Origin of the sequence: Paraburkholderia metrosideri, assembly GCF_904848625.1 — a bacterium.
GTDB classification, from domain to species: domain Bacteria; phylum Pseudomonadota; class Gammaproteobacteria; order Burkholderiales; family Burkholderiaceae; genus Paraburkholderia; species Paraburkholderia metrosideri.
The window spans coordinates 78086-97759 of record NZ_CAJHCP010000005.1 but is presented as its reverse complement, the minus strand read 5'-3'; the positions used below and the strand labels follow the sequence as shown (position 1 = coordinate 97759).

At 60.8% G+C, this 19674-nt stretch carries 17 protein-coding genes and 1 pseudogene; 8 read left to right on the top strand and 10 right to left on the bottom strand.

All coding sequences use genetic code 11. From position 1 onward, the window contains the following. Window positions 1-23: 23 nt before the first annotated feature. From LMG28727_RS11655 to LMG28727_RS11645, 3 genes are all read left to right on the top strand, one after another. Window positions 24-1727, top strand: coding sequence for a cyclic peptide export ABC transporter (locus LMG28727_RS11655; RefSeq protein ID WP_201642481.1), 1704 nt, complete (start codon window positions 24-26; stop codon window positions 1725-1727). A 68-nt stretch (window positions 1728-1795) separates the two neighbouring features. Continuing rightward, window positions 1796-4255, top strand: coding sequence for a penicillin acylase family protein (locus LMG28727_RS11650; RefSeq protein ID WP_456238547.1), 2460 nt, complete (start codon window positions 1796-1798; stop codon window positions 4253-4255). A gap of 30 nt (window positions 4256-4285) precedes the next feature. Beyond that, window positions 4286-5110: a 4'-phosphopantetheinyl transferase family protein gene (locus LMG28727_RS11645; RefSeq protein WP_201642479.1), complete on the top strand. Its 825-nt coding sequence runs from the start codon at window positions 4286-4288 to the stop codon at window positions 5108-5110. A 119-nt stretch (window positions 5111-5229) separates the two neighbouring features. Here the strand turns inward: LMG28727_RS11645 and LMG28727_RS11640 are convergent, their stop codons facing one another. The 6 genes from LMG28727_RS11640 to LMG28727_RS11620 form a co-directional block, all read right to left on the bottom strand. Then, the gene (locus tag LMG28727_RS11640) at window positions 5230-6549 is read right to left on the bottom strand and encodes an ATP-binding protein (protein ID WP_201642478.1); all 1320 of its coding nucleotides are present in this window, start codon (window positions 6547-6549) and stop codon (window positions 5230-5232) included. After that, a complete protein-coding gene (locus tag LMG28727_RS11635) occupies window positions 6546-7295 on the bottom strand; it encodes a response regulator (RefSeq protein ID WP_201642477.1) in 750 nt (249 codons plus the stop codon). Before LMG28727_RS11635 ends, LMG28727_RS11640 begins: the two co-directional genes overlap by 4 nt. 7 nt (window positions 7296-7302) lie before the next feature. Continuing rightward, window positions 7303-7425 (bottom strand): hypothetical protein, encoded by a 123-nt coding sequence (locus tag LMG28727_RS34525; RefSeq protein WP_268960472.1) that lies wholly within the window; start codon window positions 7423-7425, stop codon window positions 7303-7305. Then, window positions 7422-7793 (bottom strand): GFA family protein, encoded by a 372-nt coding sequence (locus LMG28727_RS11630; protein ID WP_201642476.1) that lies wholly within the window; start codon window positions 7791-7793, stop codon window positions 7422-7424. The genes LMG28727_RS34525 and LMG28727_RS11630 overlap by 4 nt, the downstream gene beginning before the upstream one ends. 288 nt (window positions 7794-8081) lie before the next feature. Then, entirely contained in the window at window positions 8082-8600 is a 519-nt protein-coding gene (locus LMG28727_RS11625; protein ID WP_201642475.1) for a cytochrome P460 family protein, read from the bottom strand. Between the two features lie 33 nt (window positions 8601-8633). Then, window positions 8634-9677: an alpha/beta fold hydrolase gene (locus tag LMG28727_RS11620; protein WP_201642474.1), complete on the bottom strand. Its 1044-nt coding sequence runs from the start codon at window positions 9675-9677 to the stop codon at window positions 8634-8636. 662 nt (window positions 9678-10339) lie between these two features. On the opposite strand from LMG28727_RS11620, the gene LMG28727_RS11615 reads away from it, so the two are divergent. Next, the gene (locus tag LMG28727_RS11615) at window positions 10340-10900 is read left to right on the top strand and encodes an inclusion body family protein (protein WP_201642473.1); all 561 of its coding nucleotides are present in this window, start codon (window positions 10340-10342) and stop codon (window positions 10898-10900) included. Window positions 10901-10965: 65 nt separating this feature from the next. Here the strand turns inward: LMG28727_RS11615 and LMG28727_RS11610 are convergent, their stop codons facing one another. Further along, window positions 10966-11577: an acyl-homoserine-lactone synthase gene (locus LMG28727_RS11610; RefSeq protein WP_201642472.1), complete on the bottom strand. Its 612-nt coding sequence runs from the start codon at window positions 11575-11577 to the stop codon at window positions 10966-10968. A gap of 513 nt (window positions 11578-12090) precedes the next feature. Here LMG28727_RS11610 and LMG28727_RS11605 point away from each other — a divergent pair. The 3 genes from LMG28727_RS11605 to LMG28727_RS11595 all read left to right on the top strand — a co-directional run bounded on the left by LMG28727_RS11605 (window position 12091) and on the right by LMG28727_RS11595 (window position 15714). Then, window positions 12091-12801: an autoinducer binding domain-containing protein gene (locus LMG28727_RS11605; RefSeq protein ID WP_201642471.1), complete on the top strand. Its 711-nt coding sequence runs from the start codon at window positions 12091-12093 to the stop codon at window positions 12799-12801. A 381-nt stretch (window positions 12802-13182) separates the two neighbouring features. After that, complete coding sequence (locus LMG28727_RS11600; RefSeq protein ID WP_201642470.1) at window positions 13183-14505, top strand: metal-dependent hydrolase family protein; 1323 nt, start codon at window positions 13183-13185, stop codon at window positions 14503-14505. Window positions 14506-14937: 432 nt separating this feature from the next. After that, on the top strand, window positions 14938-15714 hold the full coding sequence (locus LMG28727_RS11595; protein ID WP_201642469.1) for a hypothetical protein: 777 nt from the start codon (window positions 14938-14940) through the stop codon (window positions 15712-15714). A 903-nt stretch (window positions 15715-16617) separates the two neighbouring features. On the opposite strand, the gene LMG28727_RS11590 is transcribed toward LMG28727_RS11595, so the two are convergent. Continuing rightward, on the bottom strand, window positions 16618-17178 hold the full coding sequence (locus LMG28727_RS11590; RefSeq protein ID WP_201642468.1) for a flavin reductase family protein: 561 nt from the start codon (window positions 17176-17178) through the stop codon (window positions 16618-16620). Between the two features lie 344 nt (window positions 17179-17522). Here LMG28727_RS11590 and LMG28727_RS11585 point away from each other — a divergent pair, with 344 nt between their 5' ends. Then, window positions 17523-18743, top strand: a complete 1221-nt coding sequence (locus tag LMG28727_RS11585) for an MFS transporter (protein ID WP_201642467.1) — start codon at window positions 17523-17525, stop codon at window positions 18741-18743. A gap of 199 nt (window positions 18744-18942) precedes the next feature. Here the strand turns inward: LMG28727_RS11585 and LMG28727_RS34630 are convergent. Beyond that, window positions 18943-19104: pseudogene (locus LMG28727_RS34630) on the bottom strand (hypothetical protein); the annotation flags it as partial. A gap of 148 nt (window positions 19105-19252) precedes the next feature. Then, the gene (locus LMG28727_RS11575; RefSeq protein ID WP_201642466.1) at window positions 19253-19669 is read right to left on the bottom strand and encodes a DUF6632 domain-containing protein; all 417 of its coding nucleotides are present in this window, start codon (window positions 19667-19669) and stop codon (window positions 19253-19255) included. Window positions 19670-19674: the final 5 nt, after the last annotated feature.

Genomic DNA, 19674 nt, shown 5'->3' with positions numbered 1-19674 from the left:
CTTTAAATCCCCAGGAGAACACGATGTTTGCGGAACTGCTCAGATTGCTCAAGCGACTCTGGCCGATTACCGTACTCGCCACCACGATGGGTGCCGCGAGCGGTATTGCCACCGCTGCGCTGCTGGCGGTCACGAATCGTGCTTTGCATGAGGGCGCCGCCGCGCTGCCGACGTTGCTATGGAGTTTCGCCGGCCTCTGCGTGCTGGCGCTCGCGGGCGAAGTCATCTCGGACATCGGCAACAACCTCGTCGGCCAGCGGGTGATCGCGATGCTGCGCAAGAGCCTCTGCGAGAAGATCATGACCGCGCCGATCGGCCAGATCGAAACGTTCCGCACGCACAAGCTGATTACCGCGCTGAATCAGGATATCGATACCATCAGCACGTTTTCTTTCATCTTCTCGAGTCTCGCGATTGCTACGGCGACGATCGTCGGCTGCCTCGGCTACCTGTTCTTTCTGTCGCCGCTGATGCTGGTCGCCGCGCTCGTCGCGATCGCGCTCGGTTCGTCGGTGCAGACACTCGCACGGCGGGTCGGGATTCGCCGCTTCGGCGCCGCGCGCGAAGCGGAAGACCGCCTGCAGAAGCACTATCGCTCGATTACCGACGGCGCGAAGGAATTGCGCCTGAACGGTCAACGCCGCCACTTTGTCTACGAGCATGAACTGTCGGGCACCATCGAAGCGATCTTCACGCTGCGCGTGCGCGCCGCGAATATTTTCGTCAGCGCGAATGCATTCGGCTCGCTGCTGTTCTTCGTGCTGGTCGGTTTGATGCTGACGTTTCAATCGTGGTCGCCGAATACGGACCGCACGGTGATTACGGGTTTTGTGCTGGTGCTGCTGTACATGAAGGGGCCGATTCAGGAGATCGTCGGTTCGCTGCCATCGATTGGCCGCGCCCAGGTCGCGTTTCAACGGATTGCTGAATTGTCCGCGCGATTTTCGACGCGCGAGCCGTCGCTGATCCATGCCGATGAACAACGCGCGTCGACGCCACTCGCCGACGCGTTCGACACGATCGCGCTGACCGATGCGCACTATCGTTTTGCCAGGCCGCAAGACGAACGCGATGCGCCGGCTCAACGCGTGGGTGGTTTCGAACTCGGCCCGCTGAGCCTCAAAATCGAGCGTGGCGAGACGCTGTTTATCGTCGGTGAAAACGGCTGCGGCAAAACCACGTTGATCAAACTGCTGCTCGGTCTTTATCAACCCGATGCCGGGCACTTGCTGCTGAACGGCGAGCCCGTGCGCGACGAACATCTCGACGATTATCGCCAGTTGTTCTCCGCGGTGTTCTCCGACTATTACCTGTTCGACACGCTGATTCCCGGCGAGGCCGAACTGACCGCCGAGGCGCAGAAGTACCTCGAACGTCTTGAGATCGCGCACAAGGTGTCGATCCGCGACGGCGCGTTCACGACCACCGATCTGTCAACCGGCCAACGCAAACGGCTCGCGCTCGTGCATGCCTATCTGGAACGCCGCCCGGTGATGGTGCTCGACGAATGGGCCGCCGATCAGGATCCGACTTTCCGGCGCATCTTCTATACGGAGATCCTTCCCGACCTGAAGCGCCAGGGCAAGACGCTGATCGTGATTTCGCACGACGACCGCTATTTCAGCGCTGCCGATCGTTACATCCGGCTCGAAGAGGGGCGTATCGTTGAAGAAGTTCGGCCGGTCAGTGTGCCGGTCGCCGCAGCTGTCGCAGCGGGCGCGTCGTGACGCACCGCCAGACCGGCTAACACTGCCCATCGTCAATCAGCGAAGACCTTATGCCCTTGACTCTTTCCCTGCGCCGTTGCGGCCGATTGGCGCGCTTGTTCGCCGCCCTGCCCGTTACCGTCGGGTTGCTGAGTTGCTCCACGCCGGGCACCGACGCCGCTGCGCTCGCGGGACCGTATCACGTCGAGATCCGCCGTACGTCGCTCGGCATTCCGCATGTGAAAGCGGACGACTGGGGCAGTCTCGGATACGGCTATGGTTACGTGCAGGCCCAGGACAATCTGTGCACGATGGCCGATGGCTTCGTCACCTATCGCGGCGAACGTTCACGTTATTTCGGCGCACAGGCGCACCCGACGTCTGAAGCGACTTTCGGACAGCCCGACAATCTCGACGCCGATTTCTTCTTCCGCTTCGTCAACGACGATGCCGCCGTCGCGCGTTATCGCGCGAGTCAGACCGCTGAGATGCGAACGTTGATCGACGGATTCGTGGCGGGCTACAACCGTTATATCGGCGATCTCGCGCACGGCGATTTTCTGGGCGCCCATGCGGAATGCCGTACTGCGCCGTGGGTTGGCAAGATCACCCGGGCCGATATTTACCGGCGGCTCTATGCGGTCAACCTGGCCGCCGGCGAAGCGCGCTTTGTCAGCGCAATCGCCAATGCGCAACCGCCGGGTGCTGCAGGTCAAATGCCGCCCATGCCCCCGGGACCGCACGCATCGCGCGACCGCATGACCGGCGACGCCCCGCTCGCATCGACCGCCCCGCTCTCACACATTGGCGGTCACTCTGGCATCGGCAGCAATGCACTCGCATTCGGCGCGGATGCGACTCACAACGGCAGCACGTTGCTGCTCGGCAATCCACATTGGTTCTGGAGCGGCCCGGACCGCTTCTACCAGGCGCAACTGACGATTCCCGGCAAGCTCAACGTGAGCGGCGTATCGCTCCTCGGCGTACCGTTGATCATGATTGGCTTCAACGACAACGTTGCGTGGACGCATACCGTCTCCACCGCGAAGCGCTTCGGCCTGTTCAAACTCACGCTCGTCCCCGGCTCGCCGACCCGCTACCAGGTCGACGGCAAAACCGAAGCAATGACGCCGACCCAGATCGACGTCGACGTACGCGCCGCCGACGGTTCGATCCATACCGTGTCGCGCACGTTGTATCGCTCGCGCTTCGGTCCGCTCGTCAATCTCGGCACGATGTCGCCAGCACTCGCATGGAATGCGCAGCAGGCTTTCGCGCTGCGCGATATCAACGCGGATAACTTCCGTGGATTCGAGAATTTCCTTGAATGGAACAAAGCGAGTTCGCTCGACGACTTTATCCGCATCCAGAAGCAGAATGCCGCCGTGCCTTGGGTGAACACGCTGGCGATCGGCCGTCACGATCCGCGCGTGTGGTACGCGGACATCGGCGCAATGCCGAACGTGCCCGACGATCTGGCACAGCGTTGCACGCCGCCGGCAGGCAAGGCGCTCGCTTCGTCGATGCCAGGTGTGCCGGTGCTCGATGGCTCGCTCAGTGAATGTGAGTGGCGCGATGCGCCCGGCTCGGTGCAACATCGTGCGTTGCCCGTCGCGCAGATGCCGAGCCTGTTGCGGCGCGATTACGTCGGCAATTTCAACGGCAGCTTCTGGCTCACCAATCCGGCCGCACCGTTGACGGGCTTCGCACGAGTGGTCGGCGCAACGGCTACGCCGCAATCGCTGCGCACCCGCCTGGGCCACAGCATCGCCGCGCAATTGCAAAGCGATCCGGCGGGTGTAACCGCTGACGCGCTGGCGCGCGCAACGCTCGACAGCCGCTCGATGTCGGCGCTTCTGTTCAAGCAGCCGGCACTCGAACGTGTCTGCGGGATCGGCGACAAGACCAGTGCCGATGCGGACGAACTGCGCCACGCCTGTATCGTGCTCTCGGCATGGGACAACACCGCCAACGCGACCGCCGTCGGCGCAACGCTGTGGAACGAATGGTGGCGCCGTCTGCAAACGATCCCGGCCGCGCAACTGTACGCGGTGCCGTTCGACCCCGCGAAGCCGTTGACCACACCCGCAGGCATCGCCGCCGATCCGGTCAAGCTCACCGCCGCCCTGCACGATGCAATCGGCGCGCTTCAGAAAGCCGGCATCGCTATCGATGCGCCCCGCAGCGCCGCGCTCTACGTACAGCGCAATGACGAGCGCATTCCGCTGTATGGCGGTTGCGACGCGGGCGGTTACTTCACCGCGGCATGTGCCGCGCATCCGTTCGATGCACGCGCCGACTCGATGAACGTGAACCCGGCTGGCGACAGCTACCTGCAGATCGTGTCTTTCGCGGGCGACGAGGTGATCGCGAAGACCTTGCTCGCGTCGTCTGAATCGGACGATCCTGCGTCGCCCCATTACGCCGACGCGACCCGCGACTACGCCATGAAGCGCTGGCTGCAGATTCCGTTTTCCGAAACGTCGATTGAACGCGATCCTGCGTTGAGTGTGCGCACATTAAGTTCGTCGGACGCGCAAGCGCGATAAACACCAACCTGGCATCGAGGACCTGATCGCATGTCCATTCAACTAGCCCAGCAGTTCGATGTTCCGGCGCGTAGCGCCTATTACGATCGTCCGCGCGAAGTCGGGTTCGATCCGTGCGAGATCCGCTTCTCTGCGCACCGGATGACACGTCAGTACCCGTCATGGGTCGACGTACCGTGCCCAGGCGAATTGCAATTGTGGCGCTTTCGAAGCGGATGGCTGCCGGTCTCGATTCAGGAAGGCGAACAGTGGTTATCAGACGCCGAGCGCGAACGCGCGCGGCTCAATCCGAATTCCGCGCTGCGCAAGCGCTTCGTCGGCGCACGAGTGGTGCTGCGGTGGATCGTCGCGAATCTGTTCAAGACGACGCCGCATGAGGTGCAATTGATCGACGGTCCCACCGATCAGTCGAGTGTGCAACTCACCGCAGATGGACACCCCGTCACTATCGATATCGCGTATGGGGGGATCTGGATCGTGATCGCCATCGCGTCGTCGGGACTCGGACTCGGCGTGACGATGCCCGCACCTGGCGGTGAAAACGCGATTCCGAAAGTAAAACCCACGAGCATCTGGCCGTCTGCCTCGCCCGATTGTCACGAAGACCGGTTCCGCTATGCCGAAGAAGCGGTGCAGACGGCGCGCTATATCAGTTTGTCGAACGCGTTGAAAAGGTCTTCAATCGAGGTCTCGCCACAAGCTTTGTGCAATAACGCGGTGGCGAGCTTCGTCGAACTGCCAGGCGCGGGGCGCTGGCATATCGTCGACGTGCCGATGCCGGGCAAGATTCGCGCCGCCGTGTCGGTTGCGCAACCGGTCACGCGGATTCAGGCGTTTGGGTGGCCGAAGAACTGACCGTTACGCGATAGGTGCGAGCGGGCCGGAAAGCAATCCAGATGTGAGCCGGCCTGCTTGTTCTTTTTCCAGATTCCGCTTCAGACCGTGGCGGACTGGGTGATGCCCCCGCACTGATCCTAGCCAAGATTCTTCAACGTCAACCTCGCCTCCAACCCGCCGCCTGTGCGATTGTGTAGCGAGAGCGTCGCGTCCATCGCCAGTGCAAGCTGCCGTGCAATGGCGAGGCCGAGGCCGGTTCCGCCGGTATTGCGATTACGCGACCCTTCGAGCCTGAAAAAGGGCTGAAACACCGTTTCCAACGATTCGGCCGGTATGCCAGGACCGCGGTCCAACACAGAGATTGTTGCCTGTCCGTCATGCACCGCCGCGACCTCGATCTGCGCCGCTCCGCCGAATTTCAGCGCGTTGTCCACCAGGTTGCCGACGATACGGCGCAACGCCTGCGGACGTGTCATGAGCGGCATACCAAAGCGGCCGTGCAACGACACTGTCTGATCGGCATCGACATAGTCGCAAACCAGGCTGTCGAACAGCGCGTCCGGATCGATGCGGCATGGCACCTCCGTCGTGCCGTGCAGCGTGCGCGCGTACGTCACGCCCTCCTTCACGAGTGCTTCCATTTCCTGCAAATCCTGCCGCAGTTTTGCACTCTCCGACTCGCTGTCCATCACATCGACTCGCAGGCGCATACGGGTGATCGGCGTTTGCAGATCGTGCGAGATCGCTGCCAGAATCTGCATGCGTTCGGTCATGTACGTTGCAATACGGTCCTGCATTGCGTTGAACGCGCGCGCCGCACGGGCGACTTCGGATGGCCCGTCTTCGCGTAATCGAACAGCTTTCAGATCGGGGCCCAACGCGTCGGCGGCCACCGCCAGTTCATTCAGCGGGCGCGTGGCAAGCAGCACCGCCAGCCAGCAACATGCAATCAGCAGCAGCAGTTGCGCAAACATCACCAGCAGCAACCAGCCCGACAGCGGAATGCTCGACATGGGCCGCAGATCGATTGTCAACGGCGTGCCGTCCGAGAGTTTCAGGTGCACCTGCAGGCGTTCGTTGTCGCCCGGCACCGCATTCACGGTGAGCGGATAGTGGGTGCCGATTCCTTCGGAAATGGACTGTGCGACCCGCTCGGACAGATGCGCGTCGACCGGCCCACCGGTGATGCCCGGCCCGAGAATGAATTCGTAGCTGCGCCGCGCGAGACGCGGCAGCCATTGCGCGCGCTGATCAGCCGGCAAATGGTCAAGCAACGCGACCGAGCTGGCGACTTCGCGTTCGATATAACCCATCATCACATTGGTCATTGACTGGTCGCGTTCGGTCATCGTGAGCCAGAACGACAATGCCTGCGCGGACGCAACGCCGATGAGAAGAATCACCGTCAATCTCGCGAACAGCGTGCGCGGCCAGTGCAACCATGCGCGCAAACTCATTGCGGATCCTCCCCGATCGCGTTCACGGCTGCGGAAAACACATAACCTTCGCTGCGCAGCGTCTTGATATAACGCGGCTCACGCGCGACGTCGCGCAGACGCTGACGCAACCGGCTTACCATCAGGTCGATTGAACGGTCGAACTGATCGGACTGACGGCCTTGCGTCAGATTGAGCAACTGGTCACGCGTCAGCACGCGTTGCGGATGATCGAGAAAGACACGCAGCAAGCGGTATTCGGCGCCACTCAGCGCGACCATGGTGCCTTCCGGATCCAGCAGATGACGCGCCGTGGTGTCGAGCCTCCAGTCGCCAAATTCCAGCATCTGCGTCTGCGCGGATTCCTGCACCTGCATGCCTGGCGGCAGCATGCGTGCGCGGCGCAGCACGGCGCGAATTCGCGCGAGCAACTCGCGTACGGCAAATGGCTTGGGCAGATAGTCGTCGGCGCCCATTTCCAGACCGAGAATGCGGTCGGCTTCCTCGTTGAGCGCAGTCAGCATCAGCACCGGTACTGTGCGGAACCTGCTCGCCCGCAGTTCGCGGCACAGCGCCAGACCGTCTTCACCCGGCATCATCAGATCGAGGACAATCAGGTCCGGCGCACCTGCTTCCAGAACAGTGCGCATCTGCCGCCCGTTCGCGGCGAGCGACACGCGCATGCCGTTTTTCTCGAGGTAGCCAGCGATCAATTCGCGAATGCCGCGATCGTCGTCGACGATCAGTACGTGGTCGGTCGTGTCCATCAATGCATCATCTCTTGTGACGTTTCACCTGCACCCGGCTCGCAGTGAGCAGCGAACAATTCACCGGATGCGCCATTTCCGCCGCGACCCCGCCCGCGATGAAAGCGATGATTGCCAGTAGACGCTTCATGCGTCCTCCACGATGGAGAGGCTGGCGCCATCGGCAACACCGGCTTCCAGCGTATACGGATCGATCCCTTCAAGGCAACCAATATTGACACGCCAGAGCAGCGGATCTTTGCGTGTCTGATGAAACGGGTAAATGCCGCAATGCTTGCAGAAATAGTGCTTTGCCACCTGCGTGTTGAACTGGTACAGCGTCAGGTCGTCTTCGCCCTGCAGAATCTTCAACTGACTTGCGGAGAACAGCGGCGTCATCAGCGCGCCTTTGCGCCGGCACAGGCTGCAATTGCAGCGGGATGCCGGAACGAGCGCGGTATCGACTTCAAATTTGACGGCGCCGCAATGGCAGGATCCTTTCAGCAGACTGGTGCTCATGACACTCCCTGTGATCGTAAAAACGATAGCGACGAATTAGTGACTGAGTTATAGCGCGGTCCGACCCGGTGTGTGTGTCCCAATGTATCTGGCTGCCTCTGGACACAAAACATTGCAGTGACACGACGCGACCGACCCGAGCCGACTACTTGCGAGCGCTTCAATGCAATCACGTCGACGAATCAGCGATCGCAAAGGGTGCATGCTGGAGAGTCGCGCCAAAGCTCAATCGGGCCGCAGCGATGTATCTGTCGCTGCGGCCCGTGCTATCCGCCTGCCGGGAAACGCTTAAGGCGCAAATCGGGTGAACACGTAGTCGCGATCTTTCACGTGGGCGGCATGACACGCAAAGCACGTTTGATGCTGCGCGAGATCAGCAGGCTGTCCATTGATGAAGCGGCCAAAACCCCATCCCCCTGTCGCTGCATAACGGCGCGAGTCTTTCACCATGATCTGCACGGTAGTGGGCTGCCCCGGCACGGTCGCCGTTTCGAATTCCGCCGACTGCTTCCGTTTGTATGCGAGCTTGACCAGAATGGTCCCGTCAGGATAGGGCAAGGTCGAATTCTGGATGGCCTTGATTGCAGCGGGGTTTCCCAGTACGACGCGCAGTTCGTCGAGCGGCGCCGCTTCTTCAGCCGGTGCGATCATTTGCCATTGCCGATAACCGTCTGGAATCGTCACGCCATAGATCGGCGATGGCGCAGACTTCACCGGTTCGGCGCACGCGTGATGCGCTCCAGCGCACAGCAATAGCGCAAGCACGCCCCCATTCAGCACGGCACGCGCAGTGCGGGTTATTTGCATTGGGTTGCTCTTCTCTCGGGCTCTGTTAGGGGGTTAAAAGCGGGCAACATCGATAATCGCGTCCGCAAAGGCTTTCGGTGCTTCTTGCGGAAGATTGTGTCCAATACCGCCGCTCAAATTCCGGTGCGCATAGGGACCGGTGAACTTCTTCGCATAGGCAGCGGGATCCGGATGCGCGGCGCCATTGGCGTCGCCTTCCATCGTGATGGTCGGCACGGCGATGGTCGGCCCTTTCGCCAGACGCGCTTCCAGTTCATCGTATTTCGACTCGCCCTGGACCAGCCCCAGACGCCAGCGGTAATTGTGAATCACCACCGCGACGTGATCCGGATTGTTGAACGCCGTGGCCGAACGCTCGTAGGTCGCATCGTCGAAATCCCATTTCGGCGATGCGGTATGCCAGATCAACTTGTTGAAGTCGTGCCGGTTCGCGTCGTAACCCGCATAGCCGCGCTCCGTGGCGAAATAGAACTGATACCACCAGGTCAGTTCCGCTTTCGGCGGCAACGGTGCTTTATTCGCTTCCTGGCTGCCGATCAGATACCCGCTCACCGACACCATCGCCTTGCACCGCTCCGGCCACAGCGCGGCAATGATGTTCACCGTCCGCGCGCCCCAGTCGAAGCCGCCGAGAATCGCCTTGTCGATCTTCAGCGTGTCCATCAACGCGATGATGTCGACCGCGACGACCGCCTGCTGACCGTTACGCGGCGTATCCGCCGACAGGAAGCGCGTCGTGCCGTACCCGCGCAGATACGGCACGATGACCCGATAACCGGCGGCGACCAGCATGGGCGTGACGTCGGCGTAGGCGTGAATGTCGTAGGGCCAGCCATGCAGCAGGATCACGACCGGCGCATTGTGCGGACCCGCTTCCGCATAGCCGATATTCAGTGTGCCCGCATTGACCTGCTTCAGGTTCGCAAACGCGGCCGCGGCCGCAGCGGAGCCCGCCGACGCACCGCCCGACTGCGCATGAGCGATTCCGCTCAACCCGAAGTCCATCAGGCTGAGACTCGCGACCGCCGTTCCCAACAGACGACGGCGCCGTGTATTGACTTGATCCTGATCCGACATAGCTCATTTCCTTTGTGTTCGAAACTGCCAGAGAAGCCGCGTGCACCCGATGAATCGACGCCGGCGAAGCAGTAAGAGCGGCCAACGTTCAGATCAAGTGCAGGCGGGTGGAATGACTCGAAGCTTCAAAACCGTCCCTGACGGAATTAGACGCGACTGACGTATCCGGCGTATGTCGGGAATGCGGGCCAACGCAACGTAATGTCACCATGTCCCGTCCAGATACATTGCGATACAAAGTGCGGGACCCGTAGGGGTGCCCCTGACGACTCTGACAGGTTCGCTAAAATCCATCGTACGCGCAAAATTGCGTTAGTCGTTTTGCATCCGTTGCCGCAGCCGGATCGATAGAAAACTCGCTACGCCGAGACGGCTTGCCACCGGTGCGGTGATTGACGAACTTCTCGAGATTTTCATCGACCGCCTAGGAACGCGGCGTGGAACCACTGGCGTTTTCTTTTGCGCTGTACAGGCTCGCAAACGACGGCGTGAACCCAATTTCGTTCGGCTATTACCGGTGCCATTTCATGATCACCGTTGTCCCAGCGGCCGCCCGTTTACTCTGCGAGGTGCGCAACGCAATAAATGGGAGGAGATTACCGGTGACACCGGGTCCGGGTGCCCGCGACTGCACATCGACGATAAAAAAAAGGAGATGCTTCATGGCCGAAACTGTTTTCCAGACAAGCGCGCGGGAGATCAATGTGCTTGTCGTCATTGACACCGAATATCTGAAAGACGCGTATCGCAACCCGAGCAAAGATCAAAACAATCCGACCGCCATCGACCACGGCCATCAATACATGCTGTGCACGGGTTCGCGCGGCGTCATGTCCGGCCAGGGTACCGGAGATCTGCAATTCAAGGCTGACGTTGGCGACGACGTCGCGTTCACCGGTGTCTCGATCTACAACAATTCGGACGACGCCGTGATTGTGTACGACGTGGAGCACTTTTCCGGCGATCACGTGTTCAACCCGTTCAACGCAGACATGATCGTGCGCACCGGCGCCGTTCAACCCAATGCCGATTCGCCGAATCGGAACGGCTTGCCGCCCGTCAGGAAGCAAACGAATTTCGCCGTCTTCGATTCGAAAGTCCGCTCGAGTGGCCGCGAAGGTTTTGGCCTCGCATTTGGACTTTACACATTGGCCGCCAATGGACAGGACCAGGAACTGTATGGCTATTTCCGGTGGGATCCGTACGTCACCGTCGCGGCTTGACCGGACCACGCACATCGCTACCGACCTGCTGGACCAGGTGAATGCAATCCAGCAGCTTCGGCATTTCAACTGCTCAGTGCAGGCGTGACGGGTAGATCAATACCGAGCGCCGAAAGCGTTTGACTGTCGATATCGATCCAGCACGCAACGACCATTTTCCCGTCAATGGACTGTACCGGACCGGCACGATGCGCATGCACGCCGATCCGCCGGAACAGCCGTTCCATACTGAGGTAGGTCACGCCGATCAATTGGCGCGCGCCCAACTGGGCAGCACATCGCACCACGGAAGCCAGCATTGGCCGAAAGTCCCACGAATGGCTGCTTTGGGCGGGACCGCCTGTCGCGCGCTGACTGACTGCGAATCGCGAAAGCTCCCAGATATCGGCCGACTGCGGAGCCGAAGCACGTTCGGCTATCAGGAATGGGAAGATGTCTTTCAGCAGATAAGGCAAGGTGGTCGGCAATAGCCTTGCACAGCCACAAATCGAGTCGCTCTCGTCATGCGCGACAACGTACACGGTATCGTCGCGATCGTATTGATCGCGCTCGAAACCATCAATTGCCAGAGGCAGGCGCCAACCCAACTGCTCGACGAATATCTGATGCCGATACTGTGCCAACGCGTTACCGACACTCTCCGGTAGACGTCCCTCGCCGTGAACGAAAGTCTGCATGCCGCGCCCCCGTCAATTTTTATCGAGCGCATTAGAGCGCGGAGATGGCGATCCAGTAACTGACAGAGTTGACAGGTTACCCAATGGAAATCCCACTCTCCGAGATGCGAGGTCAGCGCGTTCATTGCGTTTGCAAAGCGACGCACATTTGCATATAAATAGACGAGGCTTTTGGAATTCGTGCGTTCTTATCGCGGCGACTCGCGACGATCAGTGTCGTACCCACCCATCATGGATCGACACCCGGCAGTCCACACCCATGAGATTGCTTCTGACGTCACCCTGGGGATCCTGAATGCACCGACTTTTCACCGATATATCCGTGTTGGCTCAACGTTATCATTGCGGCTGGCGTAGTGACTGCGCACGGCCGTTCCGCATAGCCTGCGCTTAGTGCGTCAATCCGCCGTGGGGACAACAGCGTAGGTATCATCCGGTATGGGTCTTTTATCGGATGTGGACAGTCTGCTTGACTAAATAACTTTCATAAAAAAAGTCAGTTCGGGGGAAGTGATGGAGTTACGATTTCAGGACGCTTACCAGGCGTGTGCCAGTGCGAGCGACGAACATCATCTGTTCGCGAAGATTGCATCCTTCGCGCAGGATCTCGGCTTCGAATACTGTTGTTATGGAATTCGCATGCCTTTACCTGTGTCCAATCCCCCTGTCAGGATCTTCGATACTTACCCGGCTGGCTGGATGGCACATTACCGCGCGAACGATTTTCTCGACATCGACCCAGTCGTGCGCGCCGGCGAGCACAGCGCCGATTTGATCGTCTGGCCCGCCACCGCATACGACGACGCGACGCGACTCTGGTCCGACGCTCATGATTACGGCATCAAGTTCGGCGTTGCACAGTCGAGCTGGACCGTACGCGGGGCGTTCGGACTTCTGACGCTGTCCCGCCACGCAGACCCACTGACGCAAACCGAAGTCGAGCATCTGCAGTTTTCGACGAACTGGCTGTCGAATCTTTGTCACATGCGAATGGGCCAGTTCCTGCAGAACAAGCTCGCGCCTGAGGCGAGCGCCCGGCTGACGTGCCGGGAACGCGAGGTGTTACGCTGGACTGGCGAAGGCAAAACGTCGTACGAGATTGGCAAGATCCTCAACATTTCCGAGCGCACCGTCAATTTTCACGTGAACAACGTGTTGTCGAAACTGGCTGCCACCAACAAGGTCCAGGCAGTCGTCAAGGCCATCGCAACCGGCTTGATCTGATCGTCTTGCGGCAACAACCTGTGCGGGCAATCGCCGCTTCTGTATTGAAGCGCCGAGTGCTGCGTGCTTTCAATCTTCTTCCGGCCAATCGCCACTGAATCAAGGTAGTGGATCAATCCCCGAATTGCCATCCCGATTCATAGAAGATAATCTGCAAGCGCTTCGCTTTTCTTCGCCGCCAGTCGCCTTTGCGTCCGGCGGTTCCGGCACACGGTGATCTAAGCTCGCGGGTGATCTATGCCTTCAAGAAAGTCCAGTGGAAACAGAACTATCGGTCCGTCGTATTCATGCTTTTGTGATAAATCGCAAGCGCAGTATGCAAACCGGCGGATCAGCGCCGACCTGTCGCGCCGGGGCTTCGTTGCCGGTATAGCCGCATCCATGCTGAGTCTCGTGCTGCCGGGAATCAGTCAGGCGCAAAACGCAACGCCGCCGGCCGCGCCCGCGAAGCCGATAGTCTTCACCAACTTCCGGCTGTTCGACGGCAAATCCGCCGCGTTGCGCGACGGGCTGACCATGGTTGTCGACGGCAGTAGCATTGGTCAATTGCGGCAAGGGCAACCCGCATCGACGGATGGCAGCACGGTAATCGACTGCCACGGCATGGTGATGATGCCAGGCCTGATCGACATGCACTGGCACTCGCTGCTCGCCGCGCTGCCCATTTCAACGATTCTGCAGGCCGATATGGCCTTTGTTCATCTGGCCGCGAGCGCTGAAGCCGAGCGCACCCTGATGCGCGGCTTCACCACCGTGCGTGACGCCGGCGGACCTGCTTTCGCGCTGCAACAGGCCATCGACGCCGGGCTGATCTCGGGGCCGCGCATCTATCCGTCGGGTGCGATGATCACCACGACCGGCGGCCACGGCGACTTTCGCGCGCTGTCGGATTTCCCGCGCTCGGGCGGTCAGATCAGCGTCACGGAAAAAGAAGGCGGCAGCGCCATCGCCGATTCGGAAGACGAGGTGCGACTGCGCGTGCGCGAGCAGTTCGTGCAGCGCGCGTCGCAGATCAAGATGGTGGGATGCGGCGGCGTCTCTACGCCGCGCAGTCCGCTGGACATGCTGACCTTCACCGAAAAACAGTTGCGCGCCGGCGTCGAAACCGCTGCCGACTGGGGCACCTATGTGCTCGTGCACGCGTACACGCCCGAGGCGATTCAGCGCTCGCTGGCAGCCGGCGTGCAGTGCATCGAGCACGGTCACCTGATGGACGATAAAACCGCCGAGATGATGGCGAAAAACGGCACATGGCTAAGCATCCAGCCGTTTGTCGGCGAGGACGACGTTGCACCGGTCAGCGGACCGAGCCTGGCAAGAATGCAGGAAGTGCTGGCCGGCACCAACAACGCGTACACGCTCGCTCGCAAACACGGGATCAAGACCGCGTTCGGCACGGACCTGATTTTCTCGGCGGCGCTGGCTACTCGCCAAGGCACGATGCTCGCGCATCTGACACGCTGGTACAGCGCGGCCGAAGCGCTGCGAATGGCAACGGGCGCCAATGGGCAATTGCTCGCGCTCTCTGGTTTGCGCAATCCCTATCCGCGAAAACTGGGTGTGCTCGAAGAAGGCGCTTATGCGGATCTGTTGCTGGTCGACGGCAATCCGCTCGACAACCTCAATCTGATTGCCAACCCGGATCAGAACCTGCGCGTCATCATGAAAGACGGCAAGATTTATAAAAACGCGCTACCGGTGTAGCGCCCGCAGACCTGGCTTCGGACATTGTCATGCCGGAAGCCGGGTCTGGAAACCTGCTTCCCGTTTTCATTGCCACTACCGTTAGAAATCACGCCAATAGCCCTGTGGTTTGAATGAGCAAGTCACTCTTATTCTTATGCGCGGCATCCAGGTGCAATTCAATGCGACCGAGCGGCTTACTATGCCGATTGACTAATCCAGATTCCGATAGCATCAATCGAAGCGAGTAGGGATTCGTCGCGGAGAAATGCTTCGCTACCGCCGTTTATATCCGGAAGACTGCGCCAGATGCGCGTGGGCGGTTCGTCTGCGAAACCGTTTGGACCGCCGGGACCGCCGTTTGCATACGCAATGGCTCGATACGCGCTACTCGCGCCCACCGGGGCCGCCTCAATGGCTGGCGCACACCACCCTCACCTCAAAAGCTCGTCCATGCGCAACCTCGACTTCAGTTCCTGGCAAGCCCTGCTCTCCACGCTCCTCGGGCTGGCCGTCATCACGTTGATCGGCGTCGGCATCCGCCTGCTGCTGATGCAAACCGTGCAGCAACGGCGCGAGCGGGAGAACCGGCAGATCAACGAACGTCTGCGCACGCTGATCGCCGCGTATAAAACGCTCGGTGGTTCATTCACGGGCAACCTTGCCGTCGATCCCACCCATCTGCGCGACCTGAAGCGGGCCTCGATGGCGGTGCCTGCACCGGCACAAGCCGCCCTCGATGCTGCCGCCGACGTCGCCGCGCTGCATGGCGAATCGAAGGAAGCGAGCGATGACCCCGCGGCCTCGGACCGCTCGCGGCGCATCCGGGACGCCGTGGAGGCGGCGCTTGCGGATGTCATTCTGCTGGGCACGGAAGAACAGGTTCGGCTCGCCACGCAAGCCGCGATGGAAATGACGCAGGGGCGCACCATTCATACGGCGGAGCTGGTCGTGTCGCTGCGCAATTTCATCCGCGAAGTGCTCGATCTCGATCCGATGCCGCGTGGACTGCCGATTCCCGCCCAAGGTCCCGCGCGGCCTTCTGGCGCAAAGGGTAAGGACGGTGGGCGTGAAGGCGGCGGGACTGGAGGTGGAAAGGCTGGCGGTGCTGGTGGTGGTGCTGGTGCTGGCATGGGCGGCGGTGGTGGAGGCGGCGGAATGGGCAGCGCCGGCTCTGTCGAGCACGGCTCCGCACATCACCCTGACGACAGCGATTTGTCCCAGGTCTGACATGAGCCTGGAACCAACGAACGTCGATCGTCTGTGCGCCCGTTTGCCGGAAAGCCGCAGCATGCGGCTGCTTCAGATTCGCGCCACGCCCACGGCATAGCAACCTGTCAGCAAGCCGCGCCCGCAACGGTGGATGAGTGGTCTACAACGCTCGACCACCTGACTCATCGACACATTAAGTCCGTTGTATTTTCGTCGCCAGGCATCCCTTTCGCATGGCCGGGAATTTTGTTTCGTTGCGTCGCAGCATGGCAAATGTATAATAAGGGTTAATACCTACGCAATTACCCGAGAGATACGCCCATGAACAGCGCCGTCGCCGCCCGTCCCACCCAATCTACCTGGTTTGCACGTTTCCGCGCTCAGTGCGCACACGCATGGCAACTGCACCTGCGTACTTGCGAAATGGTCGCTGAATCGCGCCGCGATCTGTTCTGAATTTCGCTGGTCTGTTAGTCGGTTGATCGGCGGTTGCGCAATGCATCCGCCGTATTTGCTTTGCAGTAGGGCGTGATTCACCGGGAGGCTTGGTCCTCGACGGTTCTGGATCGCGCTGAAAATCCCCCTCTCTTTTTTCGTCACTGCAAACGTCGAATTGCGCGCTGTTTATCAACTTCCAGAACGGCGTGAATGCAATAGCGACGCGGTCACGCAGACCAGCGTCGGCGTGTGATTGGCGGAGCCGACAACCAACCGCGGCTTCTTCGCTACGCGTTATAACGGCGTCCGCCTGCCGTCGGCGACCACCAGTTCCTGCGTCAACTCCATCGAGCCACAGCCTTTCACCACCCGCGCCAACATCGGCAATGCGCGCTGCACTACCGCATCGCGCGGCGCTTCGTCATCGCCGGCGAAGAAGAACGCGTCGAAATGATATGACGGGTTAGATGACGCGGCGTGTGGTCATAGCATGCCAGGGCGGAACAGATGTCGGCGGCTGATCGTTTTACCCGACACCGTGAAGACGCCGTCGCCGGTGTAATGGATCGTTTCCGGAAGGTCCGGCCGCGTTGCAACCTGCGCGCTGACCACTTCGAAAATGAAGAAATTGTATTTGTCGATCAATGCGTCGTCGTAAAGACGGCACGCGAAATTCCCATAGCACTCGGCAATCAGTGGCGCATTCACGCCTTCCGCGTCGAGCGGCGTGAGACCGAACTCGGCGAATTTGTCGATGCCGGCGCCTGATGTATTGCCGATCTTCACTACGGTGTCGGTCAGCTGCGTAGTCGGCAGATTGACGACGCATTCGCGGCTTTCACGGATCATCTCGAAGCTGTGATTGCCGGCCGCGATCACGCAACCGAATAGCGATGGCGAGAACTCCATGATCAGATGCCAGCCCATCGTCATGATGTTGGTTTTCTCACGCCAGCGGGACGACACGAGCAGGATGGGACCCGGTTCGAGATAACGGCGGACCCGTTCGACGGGAATACTTTGCTTGGTGGCGGTGTGGGGCATGGTCGGGGTATCGGTAGCTGAAAAAGATGATGCGCGCGGTTTGATCCGCCCGCAACTCGCGGACCTGAGGGCCAATGATCATCGATGCGCGTCGCCGGTACGAGGCACGCGGATTGCTCGCCCTCGCTGCTGCGGCAGGCATACCAATGCGGCCGTGATGTCGCTTCTATCCCGCTGGGTACCCGGCATTGACGGCAGGAGTTAAACCGTGCGCGCACAGTCGATCCAGGATCTTCTTCAGCAGCAAAGCCCGCGATTTACGCGGCCGCCCAACGCGCGCTCCACGTGATGAGTTCGCTCAAGCCGCCGGCATCCGCGGTCGATATCGACTAGCCTGACTTGCCGTGAAATCCACTCGCGCGCTCGAAGCACTCAACTTCTTCATGGCCGACGTTCAGGCCGGCCTCGGTCCATTCATCGGTGTATTCCTTCTGTCACGCGGATGGACTGCCGACTCGATCGGCAGCGTCATGATGCTCGGTGGCATCGCCGGCATGATCGCCACCGCTCCCGCGGGCGCCCTTGTCGATTCCACCCGGCATAAGCGGGCTATCGTCGTCGCGGCCGGCTTGATGACCACCTTTGCCTCTCTCACGCTATGGGTCTCCCACGGCTACGGGATGGTTGCCGCGTCACAAGTGGCAGGCGCGATCACCGGCGCGGCACTCGGCCCCGCCGTGGCCGGGATGACGCTCGGCATCGTCCGCCAACGCGGTTTCGACCGGCAGTTCGGCCGCAACCAGATGGCCAATCACGCGGGCAATGTCGCGGGCGCGGCCCTTTCCGGCTGGCTGGGCTGGCGCTTCGGCTTCGGCGCGGTGTTCGCACTCGCCGCGATGTTCGGTGCACTGACCGTGCTCACGGTCCTGATGATCCCACCCCGCGCGATCGATCACGATAGTGCCCGGGGACTCGCAACGCCATCCGCGAAAGACCAACAGGACAAGCATCCCGCCAGTGGCCTACGCATCCTGCTTGAAAACAGGCCGCTGTTGCTGCTCGCCGCGTCGCTGGCGCTATTTCACCTTGGCAATGCGGCGATGCTGCCGCTTTACGGGATGGCTATCGTCACGACTCACCAGGGCGATCCGAGCGCGTTTACAGCCGAAACAATAGTGATTGCTCAACTCGTGATGATCGGCGCCGCGTGGCTGGCACCACGGTTGATTCAATGGCGCGGTTACTGGGCAACCATCCTCATCACCTATCTCGCGATGCCGATACGCGGCATGGTGGCCGCAGCGCTGATGAGCGCATGGGGCGTCTGGCCGGTACAGGTGCTCGACGGCGTCGCGGCGGGACTGCAAAGCGTCGCTGTGCCTGCGTTGGTCGTGCACCTGCTGCAAGGCACGGGCCGCGTGAATGTGGGCTTGGGCGTCGTGATGACGGTGACAGGCATCGGTGCGGCGCTCAGTCCCGCGTTGGGCGGCGTGCTTGCGCAGCGATTCGGTTACGCGACCGCCTTCGTCGCACTCGGGGCGGTTTCGCTGAGCTCGCTCGCACTATGGATGATTTTCGGCGGACCCGTGAGGCACGCCTGCCGCGCCCAATCTGGAGATGCGTGACGGGAGATATCACAAGTCGCGCCCCGCGCGCTGACATTACCCGTCCACCATTTGCCGAACTCTTGCCGCAAATGTTTCCAGAGCGAACGGTTTGGTCATCACCTGCATGGCGGGCTCGAGAGGGCCGTTGCTGATCACGGAAATTCTCCGCATAGCCGGTAATGAAAAGCACCCTCAGATCGGGCCGCGACTCGCGCGCCGCATCCGCCATCTGACGTCCGTTCATTCCGCCGGGAAGACCGACGTCGCTAACCAGAAGATCGATCCTGATATTCGACTGCAACAGCTTGAGTCCGGTCACACTATCCGCCGCGTCGATCACCGTGTAGCCGAGTTCTTCCAGCACATCGGTGATCAGCATGCGCACGCTCGGTTCATCGTCGACGACCAGAACCGTTTCGCCCGCTTCCGTACCCGAGACAGGCGACGCGGAGTGATCGAGGCCCTCGCCATCGACACCACCGTAAAAGCGCGGCAGGTAGATGCCCCGCAGCGCTATTCGCTTCGGGCTAAGGCGTCACGCGTGCGAGGTCGCGCACCTTGTCGCCGCGCGGCGTAAGAAACGCCAGCACCGCCGCGATGATGAACAGCGCGGGCACATCGCCAGCCAGGTGACCGACATGACGCGTCCCGTCCATCTCGACGCCGAACGACTGCACGGCCATGATCACGCCGTGCACGATGCTCGACCACACCGTGAACCAGATCAGGCTCAGATGTTTCAACGGATCGCGCGACGCCATCAGCAGAAACACGCCGAGCGTCGCGTAGATGCCGACAATCATCAGCGGATAGTCGGAATGGCCGCTGTGCCACGTCCAACCGGAGGGCCACAGCATCATCAGCGGCCAGATCGCGAATAGGGTGATCAGACCCACAGCAATCAAAACGATGCGCAAAGCGGCGAGTCGTTGGATATCGTTCATGGCGG